The 15,366-nt window shown below is 64.6% G+C and carries 15 protein-coding genes; 3 read left to right on the forward strand and 12 right to left on the reverse strand.

Annotated features, from left to right (window positions below):
- Nucleotides 1-84: 84 nt before the first annotated feature.
- The 11 genes from ACYCVF_RS18910 to soxX all read right to left on the reverse strand — a co-directional run bounded on the left by ACYCVF_RS18910 (nucleotide 85) and on the right by soxX (nucleotide 9,468).
- A complete protein-coding gene (locus ACYCVF_RS18910; protein WP_459598799.1) occupies nucleotides 85-1,803 on the reverse strand; it encodes an N-acyl-D-amino-acid deacylase family protein in 1,719 nt (572 codons plus the stop codon).
- A gap of 189 nt (nucleotides 1,804-1,992) precedes the next feature.
- The gene (locus tag ACYCVF_RS18915; protein WP_459598801.1) at nucleotides 1,993-3,198 is read right to left on the reverse strand and encodes an MFS transporter; all 1,206 of its coding nucleotides are present in this window, start codon (nucleotides 3,196-3,198) and stop codon (nucleotides 1,993-1,995) included.
- Nucleotides 3,199-3,372: 174 nt separating this feature from the next.
- Nucleotides 3,373-3,546, reverse strand: a complete 174-nt coding sequence (locus ACYCVF_RS18920; protein ID WP_459598803.1) for a hypothetical protein — start codon at nucleotides 3,544-3,546, stop codon at nucleotides 3,373-3,375.
- Nucleotides 3,547-3,629: 83 nt separating this feature from the next.
- Nucleotides 3,630-4,667, reverse strand: coding sequence for an MBL fold metallo-hydrolase (locus tag ACYCVF_RS18925; RefSeq protein ID WP_459598805.1), 1,038 nt, complete (start codon nucleotides 4,665-4,667; stop codon nucleotides 3,630-3,632).
- 207 nt (nucleotides 4,668-4,874) lie between these two features.
- Nucleotides 4,875-5,330 (reverse strand): DsrE family protein, encoded by a 456-nt coding sequence (locus ACYCVF_RS18930; RefSeq protein WP_459598807.1) that lies wholly within the window; start codon nucleotides 5,328-5,330, stop codon nucleotides 4,875-4,877.
- Nucleotides 5,330-7,081 (reverse strand): thiosulfohydrolase SoxB, encoded by a 1,752-nt coding sequence (gene soxB / locus ACYCVF_RS18935; protein WP_459598809.1) that lies wholly within the window; start codon nucleotides 7,079-7,081, stop codon nucleotides 5,330-5,332. Before soxB ends, ACYCVF_RS18930 begins: the two co-directional genes overlap by 1 nt.
- Before the next feature lie 56 nt (nucleotides 7,082-7,137).
- Entirely contained in the window at nucleotides 7,138-7,443 is a 306-nt protein-coding gene (locus ACYCVF_RS18940) for a hypothetical protein (protein WP_459598811.1), read from the reverse strand.
- Nucleotides 7,440-8,303, reverse strand: coding sequence for a sulfur oxidation c-type cytochrome SoxA (gene soxA / locus ACYCVF_RS18945; RefSeq protein WP_459598813.1), 864 nt, complete (start codon nucleotides 8,301-8,303; stop codon nucleotides 7,440-7,442). The genes ACYCVF_RS18940 and soxA overlap by 4 nt, the downstream gene beginning before the upstream one ends.
- The gene (soxZ, locus tag ACYCVF_RS18950) at nucleotides 8,303-8,614 is read right to left on the reverse strand and encodes a thiosulfate oxidation carrier complex protein SoxZ (RefSeq protein ID WP_459598815.1); all 312 of its coding nucleotides are present in this window, start codon (nucleotides 8,612-8,614) and stop codon (nucleotides 8,303-8,305) included. The genes soxA and soxZ overlap by 1 nt, the downstream gene beginning before the upstream one ends.
- Before the next feature lie 15 nt (nucleotides 8,615-8,629).
- On the reverse strand, nucleotides 8,630-9,121 hold the full coding sequence (gene soxY, locus ACYCVF_RS18955; protein WP_459598817.1) for a thiosulfate oxidation carrier protein SoxY: 492 nt from the start codon (nucleotides 9,119-9,121) through the stop codon (nucleotides 8,630-8,632).
- A 20-nt stretch (nucleotides 9,122-9,141) separates the two neighbouring features.
- Complete coding sequence (gene soxX, locus ACYCVF_RS18960) at nucleotides 9,142-9,468, reverse strand: sulfur oxidation c-type cytochrome SoxX (RefSeq protein ID WP_459599678.1); 327 nt, start codon at nucleotides 9,466-9,468, stop codon at nucleotides 9,142-9,144.
- A 273-nt stretch (nucleotides 9,469-9,741) separates the two neighbouring features.
- Between soxX and ACYCVF_RS18965 the strand changes: the two genes are divergently transcribed.
- Nucleotides 9,742-10,413, forward strand: a complete 672-nt coding sequence (locus tag ACYCVF_RS18965) for a DUF938 domain-containing protein (protein ID WP_459598819.1) — start codon at nucleotides 9,742-9,744, stop codon at nucleotides 10,411-10,413.
- 51 nt (nucleotides 10,414-10,464) lie between these two features.
- Here ACYCVF_RS18965 and ACYCVF_RS18970 read toward each other — a convergent pair whose 3' ends face one another.
- Entirely contained in the window at nucleotides 10,465-12,531 is a 2,067-nt protein-coding gene (locus ACYCVF_RS18970; RefSeq protein ID WP_459598821.1) for a prolyl oligopeptidase family serine peptidase, read from the reverse strand.
- Nucleotides 12,532-12,727: 196 nt separating this feature from the next.
- Here ACYCVF_RS18970 and ACYCVF_RS18975 point away from each other — a divergent pair, with 196 nt between their 5' ends.
- Nucleotides 12,728-13,975: an MFS transporter gene (locus ACYCVF_RS18975; protein ID WP_459598823.1), complete on the forward strand. Its 1,248-nt coding sequence runs from the start codon at nucleotides 12,728-12,730 to the stop codon at nucleotides 13,973-13,975.
- A gap of 126 nt (nucleotides 13,976-14,101) precedes the next feature.
- The gene (locus ACYCVF_RS18980; protein ID WP_459598825.1) at nucleotides 14,102-15,337 is read left to right on the forward strand and encodes an MFS transporter; all 1,236 of its coding nucleotides are present in this window, start codon (nucleotides 14,102-14,104) and stop codon (nucleotides 15,335-15,337) included.
- The last annotated feature ends 29 nt before the right edge of the window (nucleotides 15,338-15,366 follow it).

Consider the following 15,366-nt stretch of genomic DNA (forward strand, 5'->3'; position numbering starts at 1 on the left):
CAGGATGGATCGTCATCGCGCCTCAGGTTGTTGTTTGAGCATGGTCTTTTCGGAAAACCGCTGCACACTTTTCCGGATCATGCTTTAGCTCGCCAAGCCCTGCGCACCGCGAATCAGCTTGCCCGGCCGGCGTCCCGTCGCCTCGCCATGTCGCCGCGTCACGACGCCCGAAACGATGGTGGCGTCGTAGCCGTCGACATCCTGCAGCAATCTCCGCCCGCCGACCGGCAGATCGTAATGCACCTTCGGCGGATGCAGATGCAGGCGGTCGTAGTCGATCACGTTGACGTCGGCCTTGTACCCCGGCGCGATCAGGCCGCGGTCGGTGAGGCCGACCGAGAGCGCGGTCTTGCGCGACTGCGCCGCGACCACGAACGGGATCGTGAGCTTCTCGCCGCGCTTGCGGTCACGCGTCCAGTGCGTCAGCAGATAGGTCGGAAAGCTCGCATCGCAGATGATGCCGCAATGTGCGCCGCCGTCGGACAGGCCCGGCACCGATTGCGGATCGAGCAGCATCTCGCGTGTCGCATCGAGATTGCCGTCGGAATAGTTCAGGAATGGCACGTAGAGCATGCCGCGGCCCTCGTCCGACAGCATGGCTTCATAGGCGAGCTCTTCCGGCTGACGTCCCTGTCTGCGCGCCTGCGGTCCCAGCGCGTTCTCCGGCGGCTGCTCGTAGTCGGGGGGATCGCCGAGCAGGAACATCTTGTCGTAGTTGGGACGGAAGAACAGCGGATCGTCGGTGGCGGTCGCCGTCTCGCTCAGGATTGCCTTGCGTACATCGGGCTGGCGCAGCCGCGCCAGCTGCTCCTGCAACGGCAGATGGGCGATCGCCCTGTAGCTCGGATGGGTCTGGAAAGGGTTGCGCGAGAGTTCGAGCCCGAGCAAGAGCCCGACAGGGCGCGCCGCGATCTGCGCGGTGATGGAGAGGCCGCGCCGCGCTGCCGCATTGATCTCGTCCAGCGTCTGGCGCCAGCGCTGCGGTGCCTTGTCGTTCTGCGTGATCGAGAACGAGATCGGGCATCTCGTCGAGTCTGCGACCCGCAGCATCATCGGCAAATCTTCGTGGATGGTGGAGAGATCCAGCACGAATTGCAGGACGCTGCGGCCCTCACGGTGCATCGCGCCGGCAATCGCGGTGAGCTCGTCCTCGCCTGCTTTCAACGTCGGTGTGAAATCGCCGGTCGAGGTGCGATGATTGAGCGTGCGCGAGGTCGAGAAGCCGAGCGCGCCCGAGCGTACCGCCTCGCCCGCGAGCCTCGCCATCGCCGCATTGTCCTCCGCGGTCGAGGGATCGCGGCGCGCGCCGCGCTCGCCCATGACATAGACGCGCAGCGCCGCATGCGGCAGTTGCGCGCCGACATCGATGTCGAAATCGCGCTTGGAGAGCCAGCCCATGTAATCCGGAAAGCTCTCCCAGGCCCAGGGAATGCCGGCGCTCAGCACCGGCTCCGGAATGTCCTCGACGCCCTCCATGAGCTGGATCAGGCGGATGTGGTCATCAGGCTTGCACGGCGCGAAGCCCACGCCGCAATTGCCCATGATCGCCGTGGTGACGCCGTTCTGCGAGGACGGCGTGATGTCCTGGCTCCAGGTGACCTGTCCGTCGTAGTGCGTGTGGACGTCGACAAAACCCGGCGTCACCAGTTTTCCGCGCGCGTCGATCTCTTCGTTGCCCTTCGTGGAGACCTTCCCGACCTCGCTGATCTTGCCGCCGGTAATGGCGACATCAGCCTCGAACAGCTCGCCGCCGCTTCCGTCCGCGACGGTGCCGCCACGGATCACGAGATCAGGAGTGGTCATGGTGTTTCTTCCCGCTTTGTTTTGCTTTTCTCTATCCGTCGTCCCGGACAAGCGAAGTGCAGATCAGATCCGGGATCCATAACCGCAGGCAGATGTTTTGCGAAGACCCGGAGCTACCAACTTCGCGCGACGATTGCTCCCTGTGGTTATGGGGCCCTGCGTTCGCAGGGACGACAGCTGAGTTTGTAGCTACGCCTTCGCTGGCTTCCGCTCCGTGAACGGCGACAGCACCACCGTCGCCACCATGAAGACCACGGACGCGCCGAACACCCAATGCGGCGCGCTCTGGTCCATGATCCAGCCGAACAGCAGCGGGCTGACGATGCCGCCGAGATTGAAACCGGTGGAGACGATGCCGAAGGCGCGCCCGGCCGCGCCGGGAGGTGCCGCGTTGCGCACCAGCATGTCGCGGGACGGGGCGATCACACCGGAGAGGAAGCCTGCGGCCATCATTGCGGCGGTCAGGGCCCAGCCGGGCAGCGTGACGAGCGCGATCACCAACACGATCACCGCGTTGGCCGCAAAGCAGGCAGCCGCGACATAACCGTGACGCTCGGTGCGGTCGGCGAGAAAACCGCCTGCGAGCACGCCGATGGCGCTTGCGCCCAGGAACGCCGTCAGCGCGATGTTGGCGGCGGAGTAAGAGGCGCCGTAGCCGCTCATCAGCGCCACCACGCCGAAATTGTTGATGCCGGCGACGGACAGGCTCAGCAGCATGAACAGCGCGGTCAGCGTGATCAGCGCCGGCGTGATGACGGCCTGTCTTGGCGCGCTCGCGCTGCCGGGCTTTGTCTTGTGCGCGCCGGCGTCCGGAATGCTCATGACGATCAGCAGCAGCGCCACTCCGACCCCAATCGCGCCGGACGCGATCAGCGCTCCAGCGCCACCGGACAATGTGACGAGCGCTGCGACGATGGCCGGCGCCACCGCACCGCCGAGAAAGCCGGCAAAGGTGTGGATCGAGAAGGCGCGGCCCATCCGCGCCTCGTCCATGTGCTCGGCCAGAATTGCGTAATCGGCGGGATGGTAGACGCTGTTGGCGAGGCCGAGCAGCACGGCGCAGGCGATCAGCGAGGCGTAGCTGAGGTGCAGCCCGAGCAGGATCAGCGCGACGCCGCCGAGTGTCAACCCGGCCAGCAAAATCCTGCGCGCACCGAAATGGTCGACCAGATAGCCCGTCGGCGCCTGCGTCAGGCCGGACACTACCGCAAACACGGTAAGCGCGAAGCCGAGCTCGATATAGCCGACGCCGAGCTGGCTTTTGAGAAACGGGAACAGCATCGGCAGCACCAGCAGATGGAAATGGCTGACCCAATGCGCGATCGAGATTCCCGTCAGCGTGCGTAGCGCGCTGTCCGCCTTGCCTTGCTGCGGTGCGGCGAGAACGTCGACCATTGCAGTTCCGTTTCACTCCCGATGGAGGCGCAAACTATCGGGGAGAGCGGTTATTTGTCCATGAACGCAGGCGCATGGCTGGTAGTGCGGGCGGGGCGTGAGGATGCCGTTACGCCTTCACCTCGACGCAATGGAGGATGTTGTGCCAGCTGCATTCAATCGGCCAGCACCGCCTCACAACGGGTCGTCGTCCGGCCCGTAGCGGTCGCGCTTCGGCGTTGCGATATCGCCGTCCTCGTAATCGTCGTCATCGATCTCGCGCGGCGGCAGAGGCTTCTTCGCCTTGTCGTCCGCCGGCCTGTTCTCGGCGATCTTGGGCGGCTCGCCTGGCTTGCCAGTCTTGGCCATGATTGGTCCCGGATGGTGATGCTGAACTCCATCCTATCCGGAAAAGGCTTGCCGCGCCTGACCTATCGCAAGTCGATCGCCGTTCAGTGCAGCACCGGCCCGCCTGCCTTCTTCCAGGCGTCGATGCCGCCGGCAATGTGCGCGGTGTTGGACAGGCCGGCCGCCTTGGCGGCGGCCACCGCCATCGCCGAGCGTTCACCGAAGGCGCAGAAGAACACCACACGGCGGCCGGTGGCAGCCACGACCTCACGCAGCATGCCGCCGGGCTTGAGGCTCTCCTCCACGGACTGGTAGGGCGTATGCAGTGCACCTTCGAGCATGCCGTGCTTGGCGCGCTCGTTGCTCTCGCGCAGATCGACCAGCAGGATGTCGGGTCGGCCCAGCGAACGGATCGCCTCGGTCGCGCTGAGCGCGCGGCCTTCTTTCTCGAGCTCTTCCTGATGCAGGCCGACATGCATGTTGGCGGGCACTGCCACGTCCATCATCTTCGGATTGGGCAGCTTCAGGTTGGCCATCAACTCGATATATTCGTCCACCGAGCGCACCTGGAGCCGCGGATTGTAGCGCTTCTCCTCGCCGATGGTGGAGACGGTGTCGCCCTTGTAGTCATGGGCGGGGAACACCATCGTCTCGTCCGGCAGCTTGAGCAGGCGGTTGAAGATCGAATCGTATTGCGCGCGCGACGAGCCGTTCTGGAAATCCGTGCGGCCGGTGCCGCGGATCAGCAGCGTATCGCCGGTGAAAACGCGGTCGCCCATCAGATAGGAATAGGAATCGTCGGTGTGGCCGGGCGTGTACATCACGTCGAGCGACAGGCCCTCGATCGTCACCTTGTCGCCGTCCGCGACCCGCATCGCGACCACGTCGGCCTTGGTCTGGTCGCCCATCACGGTCATGCAATGGGTGCGGTCGCGCAGCTCGCCGAGGCCGGTGACGTGGTCGGCATGCAGATGCGTGTCTACCGCCTTGACCAGCTTGAGGTCGAGCTCGCGCAGCAATTGGCAGTAGCGGTCGACCTTCTCCAGCACGGGATCGAGGATGAGCGCCTCGCCGCCGGGGCGGCTCGCAAGCAAATAACTGTAGGTGCCCGAAACGCTGTCGAAGAGCTGGCGAAAGATCATGGCAGGAAGTCCGGCAGTGGAACTGATTTCGACAATTCTACTACGCCGGGGGATAGAAAGAGAAGCAATTCACTGTGCGATCGGCAATATTTAGAAGATTTTTGTTGCGGCGCCAACTGTCATTCCGGGGCGGCCCGAAGAGCCGAACCGGGAATCTCGGGATTCCGGGTTCGATGCTTCGCATCGCCCCGGAATGACGGGGAAGCTCTACGGGCGCACCACTATGTACCCGTTCGCCGCCAGGAACAGGATCTGCCCGACCCCGACCTGGACCGGCGTGGCGGCCGGGATGAACTCAGGACGTTTTCCGGACTCCCGCTCGATCGTGTCGAGTGTGTTGAGGCAGATGTCGAAGCGCACGCCTTGTGCGATCAGGCTCTCGACCTGCTTGCGGCGCTCGCTGCCGGCAAGAAGCAAGTCGATACCCGGTCCGAACGCCACCACCTCGATCGCGATCTTGTCGGGGTCATAGGCCTTCAGCAGATTGTTGGCGACGCTGAGCACCAGCGCCTGCTTCTTCGGATCGCCATCGGAGAGCTGGAGCACGACCTTGTGCTCCGCGAACGGCTTGTCCTGAAGCGGTACCTGTTGCGCACGAGCTGGCGCAATCGCTGCCCAGAGGAGCAGTGCCAGCATGATCGCGGATGAGAGTCGGGGCCACATTATCCCTGTCCCGCAATGCCTGGATTACCCTCGATGCCTTTCAGCGTGACACCGGAGCCGAGCCGCTCTGGAATGATCCGGCCCGAGCGCAGATATTTGCCGACGACCTCCCACACCGGCGCGCCCTGCTGGCCGTTGACCGAGGCCCAGCCAGCGACCTTGTAGCGGTGGCCGGCGTTGAGCGCCTTGCCGTTACCGAGTTTCAGTTCGGAGATACGTGTCCCGATCGCAGCATCCGGCGTGCAGGTGTAGCTGAGCCCACCGGTGCGCACCATGTCGCCACCCTGCTGGTAGTAGGGGTCGGCGTTGAAGAGGTTATCGCAGATGTCCTCCAGCACGTCCTTGATCTGTGCGCCGGTCATCTCCTGCACATAGGTCTCGGGATAGGTGATCGCGGTTTCCGCAAGCAGATCCTCCATGGTCAGCGGCTGGCCCGGCAGCGCGGTGACGCCCCAGCGGAAGCCCGGCGACAGTGCGATCTCGGCATCGAGCTCGCTACGCAGCGCCGTGCAGATCAGCTCGTCGACGGACCCCGTGAAATTGCCGCGCCGATAGAGCAGGCGGTCGGGCGTTGCGATCGTCTCCGACCAGTCGCTCACATGCGACGCGCGTAGCCGCCCGATCAACTCGGCCATGGCAGGATCCGGTTTCAGCAGTTCGGAATAGACCGGCAGCAGATGATAGTGAATGTCGCTGACCCTGCCCTTGTCGATCGCGAGATCGAGCACGGCCAGGAATTTTCCGTTTGAGCCCGCATTGGTGACGAGCGTGGTGCCGCTGGCGTTCTTCACGGCGATCGGCTGTGGCACGGCATCATGGGTGTGGCCGCCGAGGATGACGTCGATCCCGGTGACGCGGCTTGCAAGCTTGAGATCGACATCCATGCCGTTGTGCGACAGCAGAATGACGGCATCGGCCTTGTCGGCGTTGCGCAAGGAGTCGACGTGCTTCTGCAGCTCCTCCTCGCGGATGCCAAAGGTCCAGTCCGGCGTGAACCGTTTGGGATGCGCGATCGGCACGTAAGGGAAGGCCTGGCCGACGATCGCGACGCGATGGCCGCCGAGGTCCTTGATCATCGAGGGCTGGAACACGCGCCCCGTGGCCTTGTCGAAGGCAGGGGCGTCGTTGAACGCGGCCTCCTCGGTCAGAAACACGTTCTGCGCCAGAAACTCGCCCTTGAAGCGCTCGAGATTGTCGCGCAACACTTGCTCGCCATAGGTGAACTCCCAGTGCCCGGTCATCGCCTCGATGCCGAGCAGGTTGGCCACCTCGACCATGTCGCGGCCCTCCATGACGTTGGCAAGGCCGGTGCCTTGCCAGAGATCGCCGCCATCGACCAGCAGGGACCGCTTCTCGCCGACATCGCCGCGCAACCGGTCGACCAGGGTTTTGAGATAGGCAAAGCCGCCGAGCTTGCCGAAGCGTCCCGCGGACTTCTCGAACTCGAGGCAGGTGAAAGCGTAGGCATCGGCGCTGTCGGGACGGATGCCGAACCGCTCCAGGAAAGCCTGTCCGACCAGATGCGGCGGCCGTCCCGCCATCTCGCCGACGCCAATGTTGACGCTGGGCTCGCGGAAATAGACCGGATTGAGCTGCGCGTGCGTGTCGGTGATGTGCAGGATCCGCGCATTCCCGAACCGCTCGACGTCATAGATGCTCGCGGTGTCGGCGCCGCGCGCGAGCCGCGGCAGGCTGAGAGATGCGGCGGCAAGGCCTGCGCTCTTCAGGAAATCGCGGCGGCGGATGGCCATCAGAATTCTCCGCGCCTCTTGATCAACGGCGAAACGGTTCCACAGACCCTGTCAGTCTAGCGGATTTCCATCGCCTTCCAGGCTTCTTTTTCGGACGTGGCCTGGACGATCGACGCCTTGGCCAGCGCCTCGGCCTCTTTCGACGCAGCTACGGCGCGGTCGAAATCGCCGCCATCGGCCGCCCTCCTGGCCGTCGCCAGCGCGGATACCGTCACGGTCCACTGGTTACGCATCCCGGCCGCCTCCTTGGCGGCCGCTTCGGCGGCAGCATAGGCCGCCTTGAAATCCGCCTCGTTTGCCGCGCGCGCTGCCGGCGCAAAGCTCAGCGCAAGCAGCATGACAATCGGAAACGACCGCTTCATGGCCTTGCTCCCGGCCCGGAGATCGGCAGGCCGTTGGCGACATAGGACAGGAAATATTCGACGTCGCGATATTCGTCCGATTGCGGCTCCAGCGGAACCGCGCGGGTCTGGCTGTTGCAGGTGACGAAGCGGCGGCTGGTGGTGCCCATGCCGCTCCATTCGGAGCGGTAGATCGGCATCGCATTGAGGATGCCGAGCGCGGGCGCCAGCACCTCGGCGCGGATGCGTTCGCCCGGGCTCTGCACGTGGCAGCTTGCGCAGGAGAAGTTCATCTGTCCGCGCCGCGTGTAGAAATAGCGCTTGCCGTTCTCGAACGCTTCGAGCGCCCGCGGGTCATCGGGAATCTTGATGTCCATCGGCTTGCCGCGCGAGGTGTAGGCCATGTAGGCGGTGAGGGAGGCCATCTCGTCCTTGACGTAGGAATAGGGTGCCTCGCCATTGGCCTCGCGGCATCGGTTGAGCGCGAGCTCGAGCGTGACGACCTTGCCTTCCCCGGTGTCGAAATACGGATAGTTCTGGCGAATGCCGATGCCGCGATTCGGGAAGCAGTCGGCATAGGTCTTGCCGTTCTTGAACGGAGTCGAGAACATCTCCTTGCCGGCGTCGAGCGCGAACTCGTAGGGCGGGAATTCTTCCTTCTCCTGCCACTGCCGCTTCATGTCCTCGTTCATGGAATAAGGACCGTTGACGAAATCCTCGTGCATCACGTTGGGAAATTTCTGGAAGAAGAAGTTCTGGAACGCCCTGGCGTCGGCGACGGGATCGACCTTGTCCGCTGCGACCACGCGCGGAGACGCGGTTGCGAATGCGACGAGCGCGACGCACACCGCGCCGAGCAGGAACGAGAGGCGGGCCTTCATCACGCGATCTTGGCGGTGGTCGTATCCGACGCACCCTTGTTGTCGGTCCAGGAAATCTTGAGCTCGTCGCCCTTCATGGCACCCTTGAAGCTGAACTTGACGTAGGGATCCTTGGAGACCGCGGTGCCCCAATTGGCGACGAAGACCTCCTTGCCGTTACATTCGAACTTCAGCTCCTGGATGAAGTGAGCCGGAATCAGCTCGCCCCTGGAGTCTTTGACCAAGCCGGTATCCATGGGGTGCTGAATCAGCGTTTGCACCTCGGTGATATCGCCGTTGGATGTTGCGCGCGCGCGAATGCTGGATGCCATGTCGAACTGCCTCGATTAACCGCCGCAACCGCCGACGGTGACCTTGACCTCTTTGGTCGCGCTGTAGAGCTTGCCGTCGGCTTCCACGATCGCGGTCAATTTGGTGGTTTTGGCCATCTTCAGCCGGTTGGCGACAGCAGGGGTCGTGCCGTCGGGAATCTTGTAGCTCGCCGCGAGCGCGTTCGGGTTCTCGGCCACGAAGAACGAGATCGAGGTGACCTTGTCGAGTGACGTCGTCACCGACACCGGCACCACACCGCCATTCTCGGCGATCTCCGGCGCATCCAACTTGACCTTGTCCGACGGCTCCGCGGTCTTGCCATAGAGGGCCTTGATCGCATCGGCCTCGTTCTTCTGCTTGAACGCCTCTTCCGGATATTTGTCGTTGGCTGCGGCGCGCGCGGGAGCGGCGCCGAACGGCAGATTGCCGAGACCGAGCAGCGCGACACTGGCCGCGCCCTGAAGGATCAGGCGCCGCGTCGGATGAGGGCCGGTGGTCGTGGTCATCTGGGTTCTCCTGGCGGCCGTTACAGGGTCTGCAGAAAATCAACGATCGCGTTGATCTCTTGGTCGGTCAAAATCCGGTTTCGGCCGAACGGCGGCATCATGGTCTGCGGATTGCGCTTGGTTTCGTCGAAGATGATGGCAAACAGCTCGTTGCGGTCGGGGTATTTTTCCTTGATGTCCTTCAGTTCCGGCCCGATCGTTCCGGGCAGGTCGCCGCCTTTGATGACGTGGCAGGTCAGGCAATTGCCCTTGCCACGGTCGAAAGCGAGTTTCCGGCCCTCGGTCGCGCTGGACTGTGCTCCCGCCGGAGCCACGGCGGCGCCGGCGAGGAAGGCCAGTGCAACCAGTACGGCGGACTTGCAAGGAAAGGCGGTCAAGGCATCGTCCCGAAGCGTTATGTCGATGATCTCATTTATGGAATTGTTCAAAAGCACAACGGGCATCGCCTGACAATCAAGACTATGCAGGCGGCAAAATGGGGTTAATATCCCGCGCATTGCAACTGATGAGATAGTTCGTTCAGCAGATGGGCTGGAGCTAGCAGATTATTCTCGAACGCGCGGCCGTCATGGCCGTCTTTTCTGATTCACATTTTTGGTTCACATTTTTGGGGACGTCACTTGGCTGAATATGTCGTCGAATTTGGCAGGGACGGCGGACGAGTCGAGCCGGATGGCCGGCTCGACGCACCGGCCTTCCATCGCAATCACGAATCGATCTGGGCGGCGCTGGAGAAGCATCTCGCCGGCGCTGCCGGCAACGTGGTGGAACTCGGCAGTGGAACCGGCCAGCACGTCGTCTATTTCGCGCGCTACACGCCCGGCCTGGTCTGGTGGCCGAGCGACCTCAACCAGCGGCACCTCAAGAGCATCGAAGCCTGGCGCGTGCATGCGGGCCTGCCGAACATCCGCTCACCCCTGCGGATCGACCTGACCGATCCCCACTGGTGCCCGGAGATGAAGAGCGGGCAGGGGCCGACGAGCCTCGCGGCCGTGTTCTGCGCCAACGTCATCCACATCGCGCCCTGGGTCGTCGCCGAAGGCCTGTTCGCCGGCGCAGGTCGCTATCTGCGCGCTGACGGCAAGCTGTTCCTCTACGGCCCCTTCAAGCGCGACGGAAAGCACACCGCGCTCAGCAATGCGGTGTTCGACACCTCCTTGCGCGAAGGCAATCCCGAATGGGGCGTGCGCGACATCGCCGACGTCGAGAGTCTCGCGCGGGGCGCGGACCTTCGTCTCGTCGATACGATCGATATGCCGGCGAACAATCTCACGCTGGTGTTCGCGCGCTAGAAGGTCGTCAAGCCCGGCCATGACGATGTGGAGACGTCCGCACTCCTAACGCTAGTCGCCATCCCGCCACCCGATCTTTTCCTTCAAAAACCGATAGCCCAGCACTTCGAAGCCGGCGCGCTCCTTGTTGTCCTTGCCGTAGCCGTGGCCGCCGGCTTCCGGCTCGTAGAGCCAGGCTTCGAAGCCCATCGCCTGGAGCTTCGCCGCCATCTTGCGCGCGTGGCCGGGATGGACGCGGTCGTCGCGCCGCGTTGTGGCGATCAGGATCGGTGGATAGACCTGCCCCGGCCTGACGTTGTGATAGGCCGAATAGGTCTTCAGCCACTCCCATTCCTCGGGCTTGTCGGGGTCGCCATATTCCGCGATCCAGCTCGCGCCCGCGAGCAGCTTCGTGTAGCGGCGCATGTCGATCAGCGGGATGGTACAGAACAGCGCGCCGAAGCGCTCGGGATAGCGCGTCAGCATGTTGGTGATCAGGATGCCGCCGTTCGATCCGCCCTGCGCGGCGATGCGTTTTGCGGTCGTGACGCCGCGGCGGACGAGATCGGCCGCGACCGCGGCGAAATCGTCGTGCGACAGCTTCTTGCCGGCGAGACGGCCGGCATCGTGCCAGCGCGTGCCGAACTCGCCGCCGCCGCGCAAATTCGCCTGCACCGTGGTGCCGCCGCGCTCCAGCCACAGCTTGCCGAGCGAGGCGTTGTAATACGGCTTCACGGCAAGCCCGAAGCCACCATAGGCGCTCATATAGACCGGCGCATCGCCGGTCTCGCCGGCCGGCCCGGTCTGCACATAGGGAATGCGCTCGCCGTCGATCGAGATCGCCTCGTGCTGGGTCACCACGAGGCCGTCGGCGGTGAACGTCTTCGGCGCCTGCTTCAGCACGGCCGGGCTGGCGACGCCGCGCTCGATCAGCAGCAGCGAGGGCGGCGTGAGCGGATCCTGCACATTGGCGAGCAGGTCGCCATTGCTTTCGGAGGGATGGCGATCGAGCGGCCAGACGTCGACGACGCCGATCTGTGGCAGGCCGGAAAGCGTCTTGCGGCTCCAGCCCGTCGCGGATGGTGTGCAGATCTCGAAACGCGGCTTGAGCTCGTCGAGGATCGAGAGCACCAGCTTTCCGGCCGCCCAGAACAAACCCTGCAGCGCGCGTCGCGGCGCCGGCTCGAACAGGATCGCAAAATCACGGCTGCCGGCAAGGAACGCCGAGAGTGAGATGCCGAGCACGGTGTCGGTGGCATAGGTCCGGCCCTGGACCGTCCAGTCCTTGCGCAGCTTCATCGCGAACCAGTCGCCATGCGCCTGCATCCAGATTCCGGTCGGCAGATCGAGCTTCGTCGTCGCACCGCTCGCATCGCGCAGCCAGACCGCATGATTGAAGAAGTCGATCTGGTCGATAATCCAGACGCGCGGCGCCGCACCGGTGTCGTCGACGCTGCCATGGATCGTCATGTGATCGGTCGCGGTGTCGATGATCACCTGCGCCTGATCGACGGGCTGGCCGCGCCGCCAGAGGCGAACGGTTCGCGCATATCCCGAGCTCGTCGCCATGCCCTCGCCGTGCGCGCTCGACAGCAGCAGCGTGTCGGCATCGAGCCAGTCGACGCCGCCCTTGGCTTCCGGCAGCGCAAAGCCGTTCGGCACGAAACTTTTTGCGACGAGGTCGAATTCCCGCAAGGTGACGGCGTCGCTGCCGCCGCGCGACAGGCTGAGGATCGCCCGCGAGCTTCCCGGCATCGTGGCGATCCCGCTGAGCAGCCAGTCCTCGCCTTCCCTCGTCGCGAGCTGGTCGATGTCCAGCATGGTCTCCCATGCCGGATCGGCCTTGCGAAATTCCGCCAGCGTCGTCCGTCGCCACAGGCCGCGCGGGTTATTGGCATCCTTCCAGAGATTGTGGAGATCGTTGCCGCGCCGGCTGACATAGGGAATGTTGTCCGGACGGTCATAGATCGCTGCGAGGATGTCGCGGTCGCGTTCGAAGGCCGCTCCGCCGAATGCGGCGAGCGTGAGTTGACTCTGCCGCGCGACGAAATCGAGCGCCTGCGTGCCCTCGATCTCCTCCAGCCACAGCCAGGGATCGTCGTCGGGAGCGCTGAGCGTGGGCCTGTCGTCGACGGTCATGAACGAAACTCCAGCAAGTGGCGGCGGATAGGATTTGATCGAACTCAAGTCGTCAAGGGCGCAGTCCGTTATCATCCGTCCGATTGCGTCGGGGGCATGGCCTGCGCCCGTTTGCGCCGGTTGCCCACCTTTCCGCGCCCCTCCATAGTGCCGGGAATCAACAGAGCCCTCGTGAGCCCTTGGGGCGGAAATGCCGATGTTGGACGTCACTGCCGTCAATGAGATCGCCGACGATACCCGCGCGCGTGCCAATGTGGTGCGCCTTGCCGCCGCGCAGGCGCTGACCGGCGCCAATTCGGCGGTGATCTTCGCCACCGGTGCGATCGTCGGCGCCACGCTTGCGCCGGATATCTCATTCGCGACCGTGCCGATCTCGATGTATGTGGTGGGGCTCGCTGCCGGCACGCTGCCGACCGGCGCGATCTCGCGCCGCTTCGGTCGCCGTGTGGCCTTCGTCATCGGCACGGGCCTCGGCACGCTCACTGGCCTACTCGGCTCGTTCGCGATCCTGCACGGCTCGTTCGCGCTGTTCTGTGTCGCGACCTTCCTCGGCGGCCTCTACGGCGCTGTGGCGCAGTCCTACCGCTTCGCCGCCGCCGACGGCGCCAGCGCGGCCTACCGCCCAAAGGCGGTGTCCTGGGTGATGGCGGGCGGCGTGTTCGCCGGCGTGCTCGGTCCGCAGCTCGTGCAATGGACCATGGACGTCTGGCAGCCCTATCTGTTCGCCTTCAGCTTCCTGGTGCAGGCCGCGGTAGCGCTCGTCGCCATGGGCATCGTTGCCGGCGTCGACATGCCCAAGCCCGCGCCGGCCGATCTGCATGGCGGCCGGCCGCTGCTCACCATCGTGACCCAGCCGCGCTTCATCGCGGCGGCGCTGTGCGGCGTGATCTCCTATCCCATGATGAATCTGGTGATGACCTCGGCGCCGCTCGCCATGAAGATGTGCGGCCTCAGCGTTTCCGATTCGAATTTCGGCCTGCAATGGCACATCGTCGCGATGTACGGCCCGAGCTTCTTCACAGGCGCGCTGATCGCCCGCTTCGGCGCGCCGAAGATCGTGGCCGCCGGCCTGCTGCTGGAAGCCGGCGCCGCCGGCATCGGCCTCTCCGGCCTCACCGCGATGCATTTCTGGGCGACGCTGGTCGTGCTCGGCGTCGGCTGGAATTTCTCCTTCATCGGCGCCTCCGCACTGGTGCTGGAGACGCACCGGCCGCAGGAGCGCAACAAGGTGCAGGCCTTCAACGATTTCCTGGTGTTCGGCATGATGGCGATCGGTTCGTTCTCCTCCGGCCAGTTGCTCGCCAATTACGGCTGGTCGGCGGTGAACCTGGTGGTGTTCCCGCCTGTTGTGTTGGGTCTTGCCGTGCTCTCGCTGGTCTCCTGGGCTCGCCGCCGCAAGGCGCGCCTGGACGCGGCCATGGGCGAGTTCCCGGATGCGGTCTAGGTTGGCGGGAGGCTGTCAGCATCGTTGACACTTCGATCCGGGTCGAAGTGATTTTCTGGTGAGGGCTGGCTAGATGTCGTCATGGCCGCGCAGGCGGGACAGCCGGGCATGACGGAGTAAGCGGCAATGCTTGATAATCCTCAACAGCCCACAATCGACGAATCCTCCGTCCGCTACGAAGGCTGGCGCATCGTCGCGGTCTGCTTCCTGCTCGCCACCTTCGGCTGGGGTCTCGGCTTCTACGGCCAGAGCGTCTATGTCGCCGAACTCCAGCGCGCGCGGGGCTGGCCGACCACGCTGGTTTCCGCAGGGACGACGTTCTTCTACCTGTTCGGCGCGCTGCTCGTCGTCTTCGTCGGCGAAGCCGTGCGAAACTACGGTCCGCGCATCTGTCTGATTGCGGGCACGCTGGCGATGGCGGCGGCCGCGGTCGCGATCGGCGCGGTGCGCGAGCCCTGGCAGCTGTATCTCGCGAACGCCGTGCTCGCCTTCGGCTGGGCCGGTACCAGTCTCGCCATGATCACCAACACGATCAGCCTGTGGTTCGATAACAAGCGCGGAATGGCGATCAGCCTCGCGCTGAACGGCGCCAGCTTTGGCGGCATCGTCGGCGTGCCGCTGCTGGTGGCGCTGATCGGCCATGTCGGCTTCGCCAGCGCGATGTATGCCGCCGCCGGCGCCATGCTGGTGCTGCTCGTGCCGGTCATCCTCCTTCTCGTCGGCCGCCCGCCCGATCACCATGGCTGGCACGCGAGGACGAAGGCCAAACTGCAATCCTCGTCCCAGATCCGCGCATGGGCGTTGCGTGACGTCGGTTTCCTCACGGTGACGATCGCCTTCGCCCTGGTGCTGTTCGCCCAGGTCGGCTTCATCGTGCACCTGATCTCGTTCCTCGATCCCGTGATCGGCCGCGAGCGGGCGGCGGTCGCCGTCGCGGTGCTGACGGCGATGGCCGTGGTCGGCCGGGTGCTGTTCTCGCTGGTGATCGACCGCCTCGATCAGCGCCTGGCCGCCGCGCTGTCGTTTCTCAGCCAGGCGGCGGCCCTTCTCGTCGTCATCAACCTGCATAATGACTATGTGCTGATCGCGGCCTGCGCGGTGTTCGGCTTCTCGGTCGGCAACCTCATCACGCTGCCCTCGCTGATCGTGCAGCAGGAGTTCGACAGTGCCGCGTTCGGCGTGCTGATCAGCCTGAACACCGCGATCAACCAGGTGACCTACGCATTCGGCCCCGGCGTCGTCGGCTTCCTGCGCGATATCTCCGGCGGCTATTCGCTGCCGTTCTACCTTTGCATCGCGCTGGAGGTGATCGCCGCAGCGCTGATCATGGTGCGGGGGAGGCCACCCGCCAAGTTGAAATAGACGCGACGGGGCCTCAACAAACTCCGTCA

The sequence above is a fragment of the Bradyrhizobium cedriense genome, from assembly GCF_054602315.1.

Coding starts and splice junctions, on each gene's coding strand:
- soxA (WP_459598813.1), bottom strand. CDS start 8,303: ATGAAGGCCCGCCTCTCGTTCCTGCTCGGCGCGGTGTGCGTCGCGCTC.
- ACYCVF_RS18930 (WP_459598807.1), bottom strand. CDS start 5,330: ATGTGGCCCCGACTCTCATCCGCGATCATGCTGGCACTGCTCCTCTGG.
- soxZ (WP_459598815.1), bottom strand. CDS start 8,614: ATGGCATCCAGCATTCGCGCGCGCGCAACATCCAACGGCGATATCACC.
- ACYCVF_RS18980 (WP_459598825.1), top strand. CDS start 14,102: ATGCTTGATAATCCTCAACAGCCCACAATCGACGAATCCTCCGTCCGC.
- ACYCVF_RS18920 (WP_459598803.1), bottom strand. CDS start 3,546: ATGGCCAAGACTGGCAAGCCAGGCGAGCCGCCCAAGATCGCCGAGAAC.
- soxB (WP_459598809.1), bottom strand. CDS start 7,081: ATGGCCATCCGCCGCCGCGATTTCCTGAAGAGCGCAGGCCTTGCCGCC.
- ACYCVF_RS18940 (WP_459598811.1), bottom strand. CDS start 7,443: ATGAAGCGGTCGTTTCCGATTGTCATGCTGCTTGCGCTGAGCTTTGCG.
- ACYCVF_RS18910 (WP_459598799.1), bottom strand. CDS start 1,803: ATGACCACTCCTGATCTCGTGATCCGTGGCGGCACCGTCGCGGACGGA.
- soxY (WP_459598817.1), bottom strand. CDS start 9,121: ATGACCACGACCACCGGCCCTCATCCGACGCGGCGCCTGATCCTTCAG.
- ACYCVF_RS18915 (WP_459598801.1), bottom strand. CDS start 3,198: ATGGTCGACGTTCTCGCCGCACCGCAGCAAGGCAAGGCGGACAGCGCG.
- ACYCVF_RS18970 (WP_459598821.1), bottom strand. CDS start 12,531: ATGACCGTCGACGACAGGCCCACGCTCAGCGCTCCCGACGACGATCCC.
- ACYCVF_RS18975 (WP_459598823.1), top strand. CDS start 12,728: ATGTTGGACGTCACTGCCGTCAATGAGATCGCCGACGATACCCGCGCG.
- ACYCVF_RS18925 (WP_459598805.1), bottom strand. CDS start 4,667: ATGATCTTTCGCCAGCTCTTCGACAGCGTTTCGGGCACCTACAGTTAT.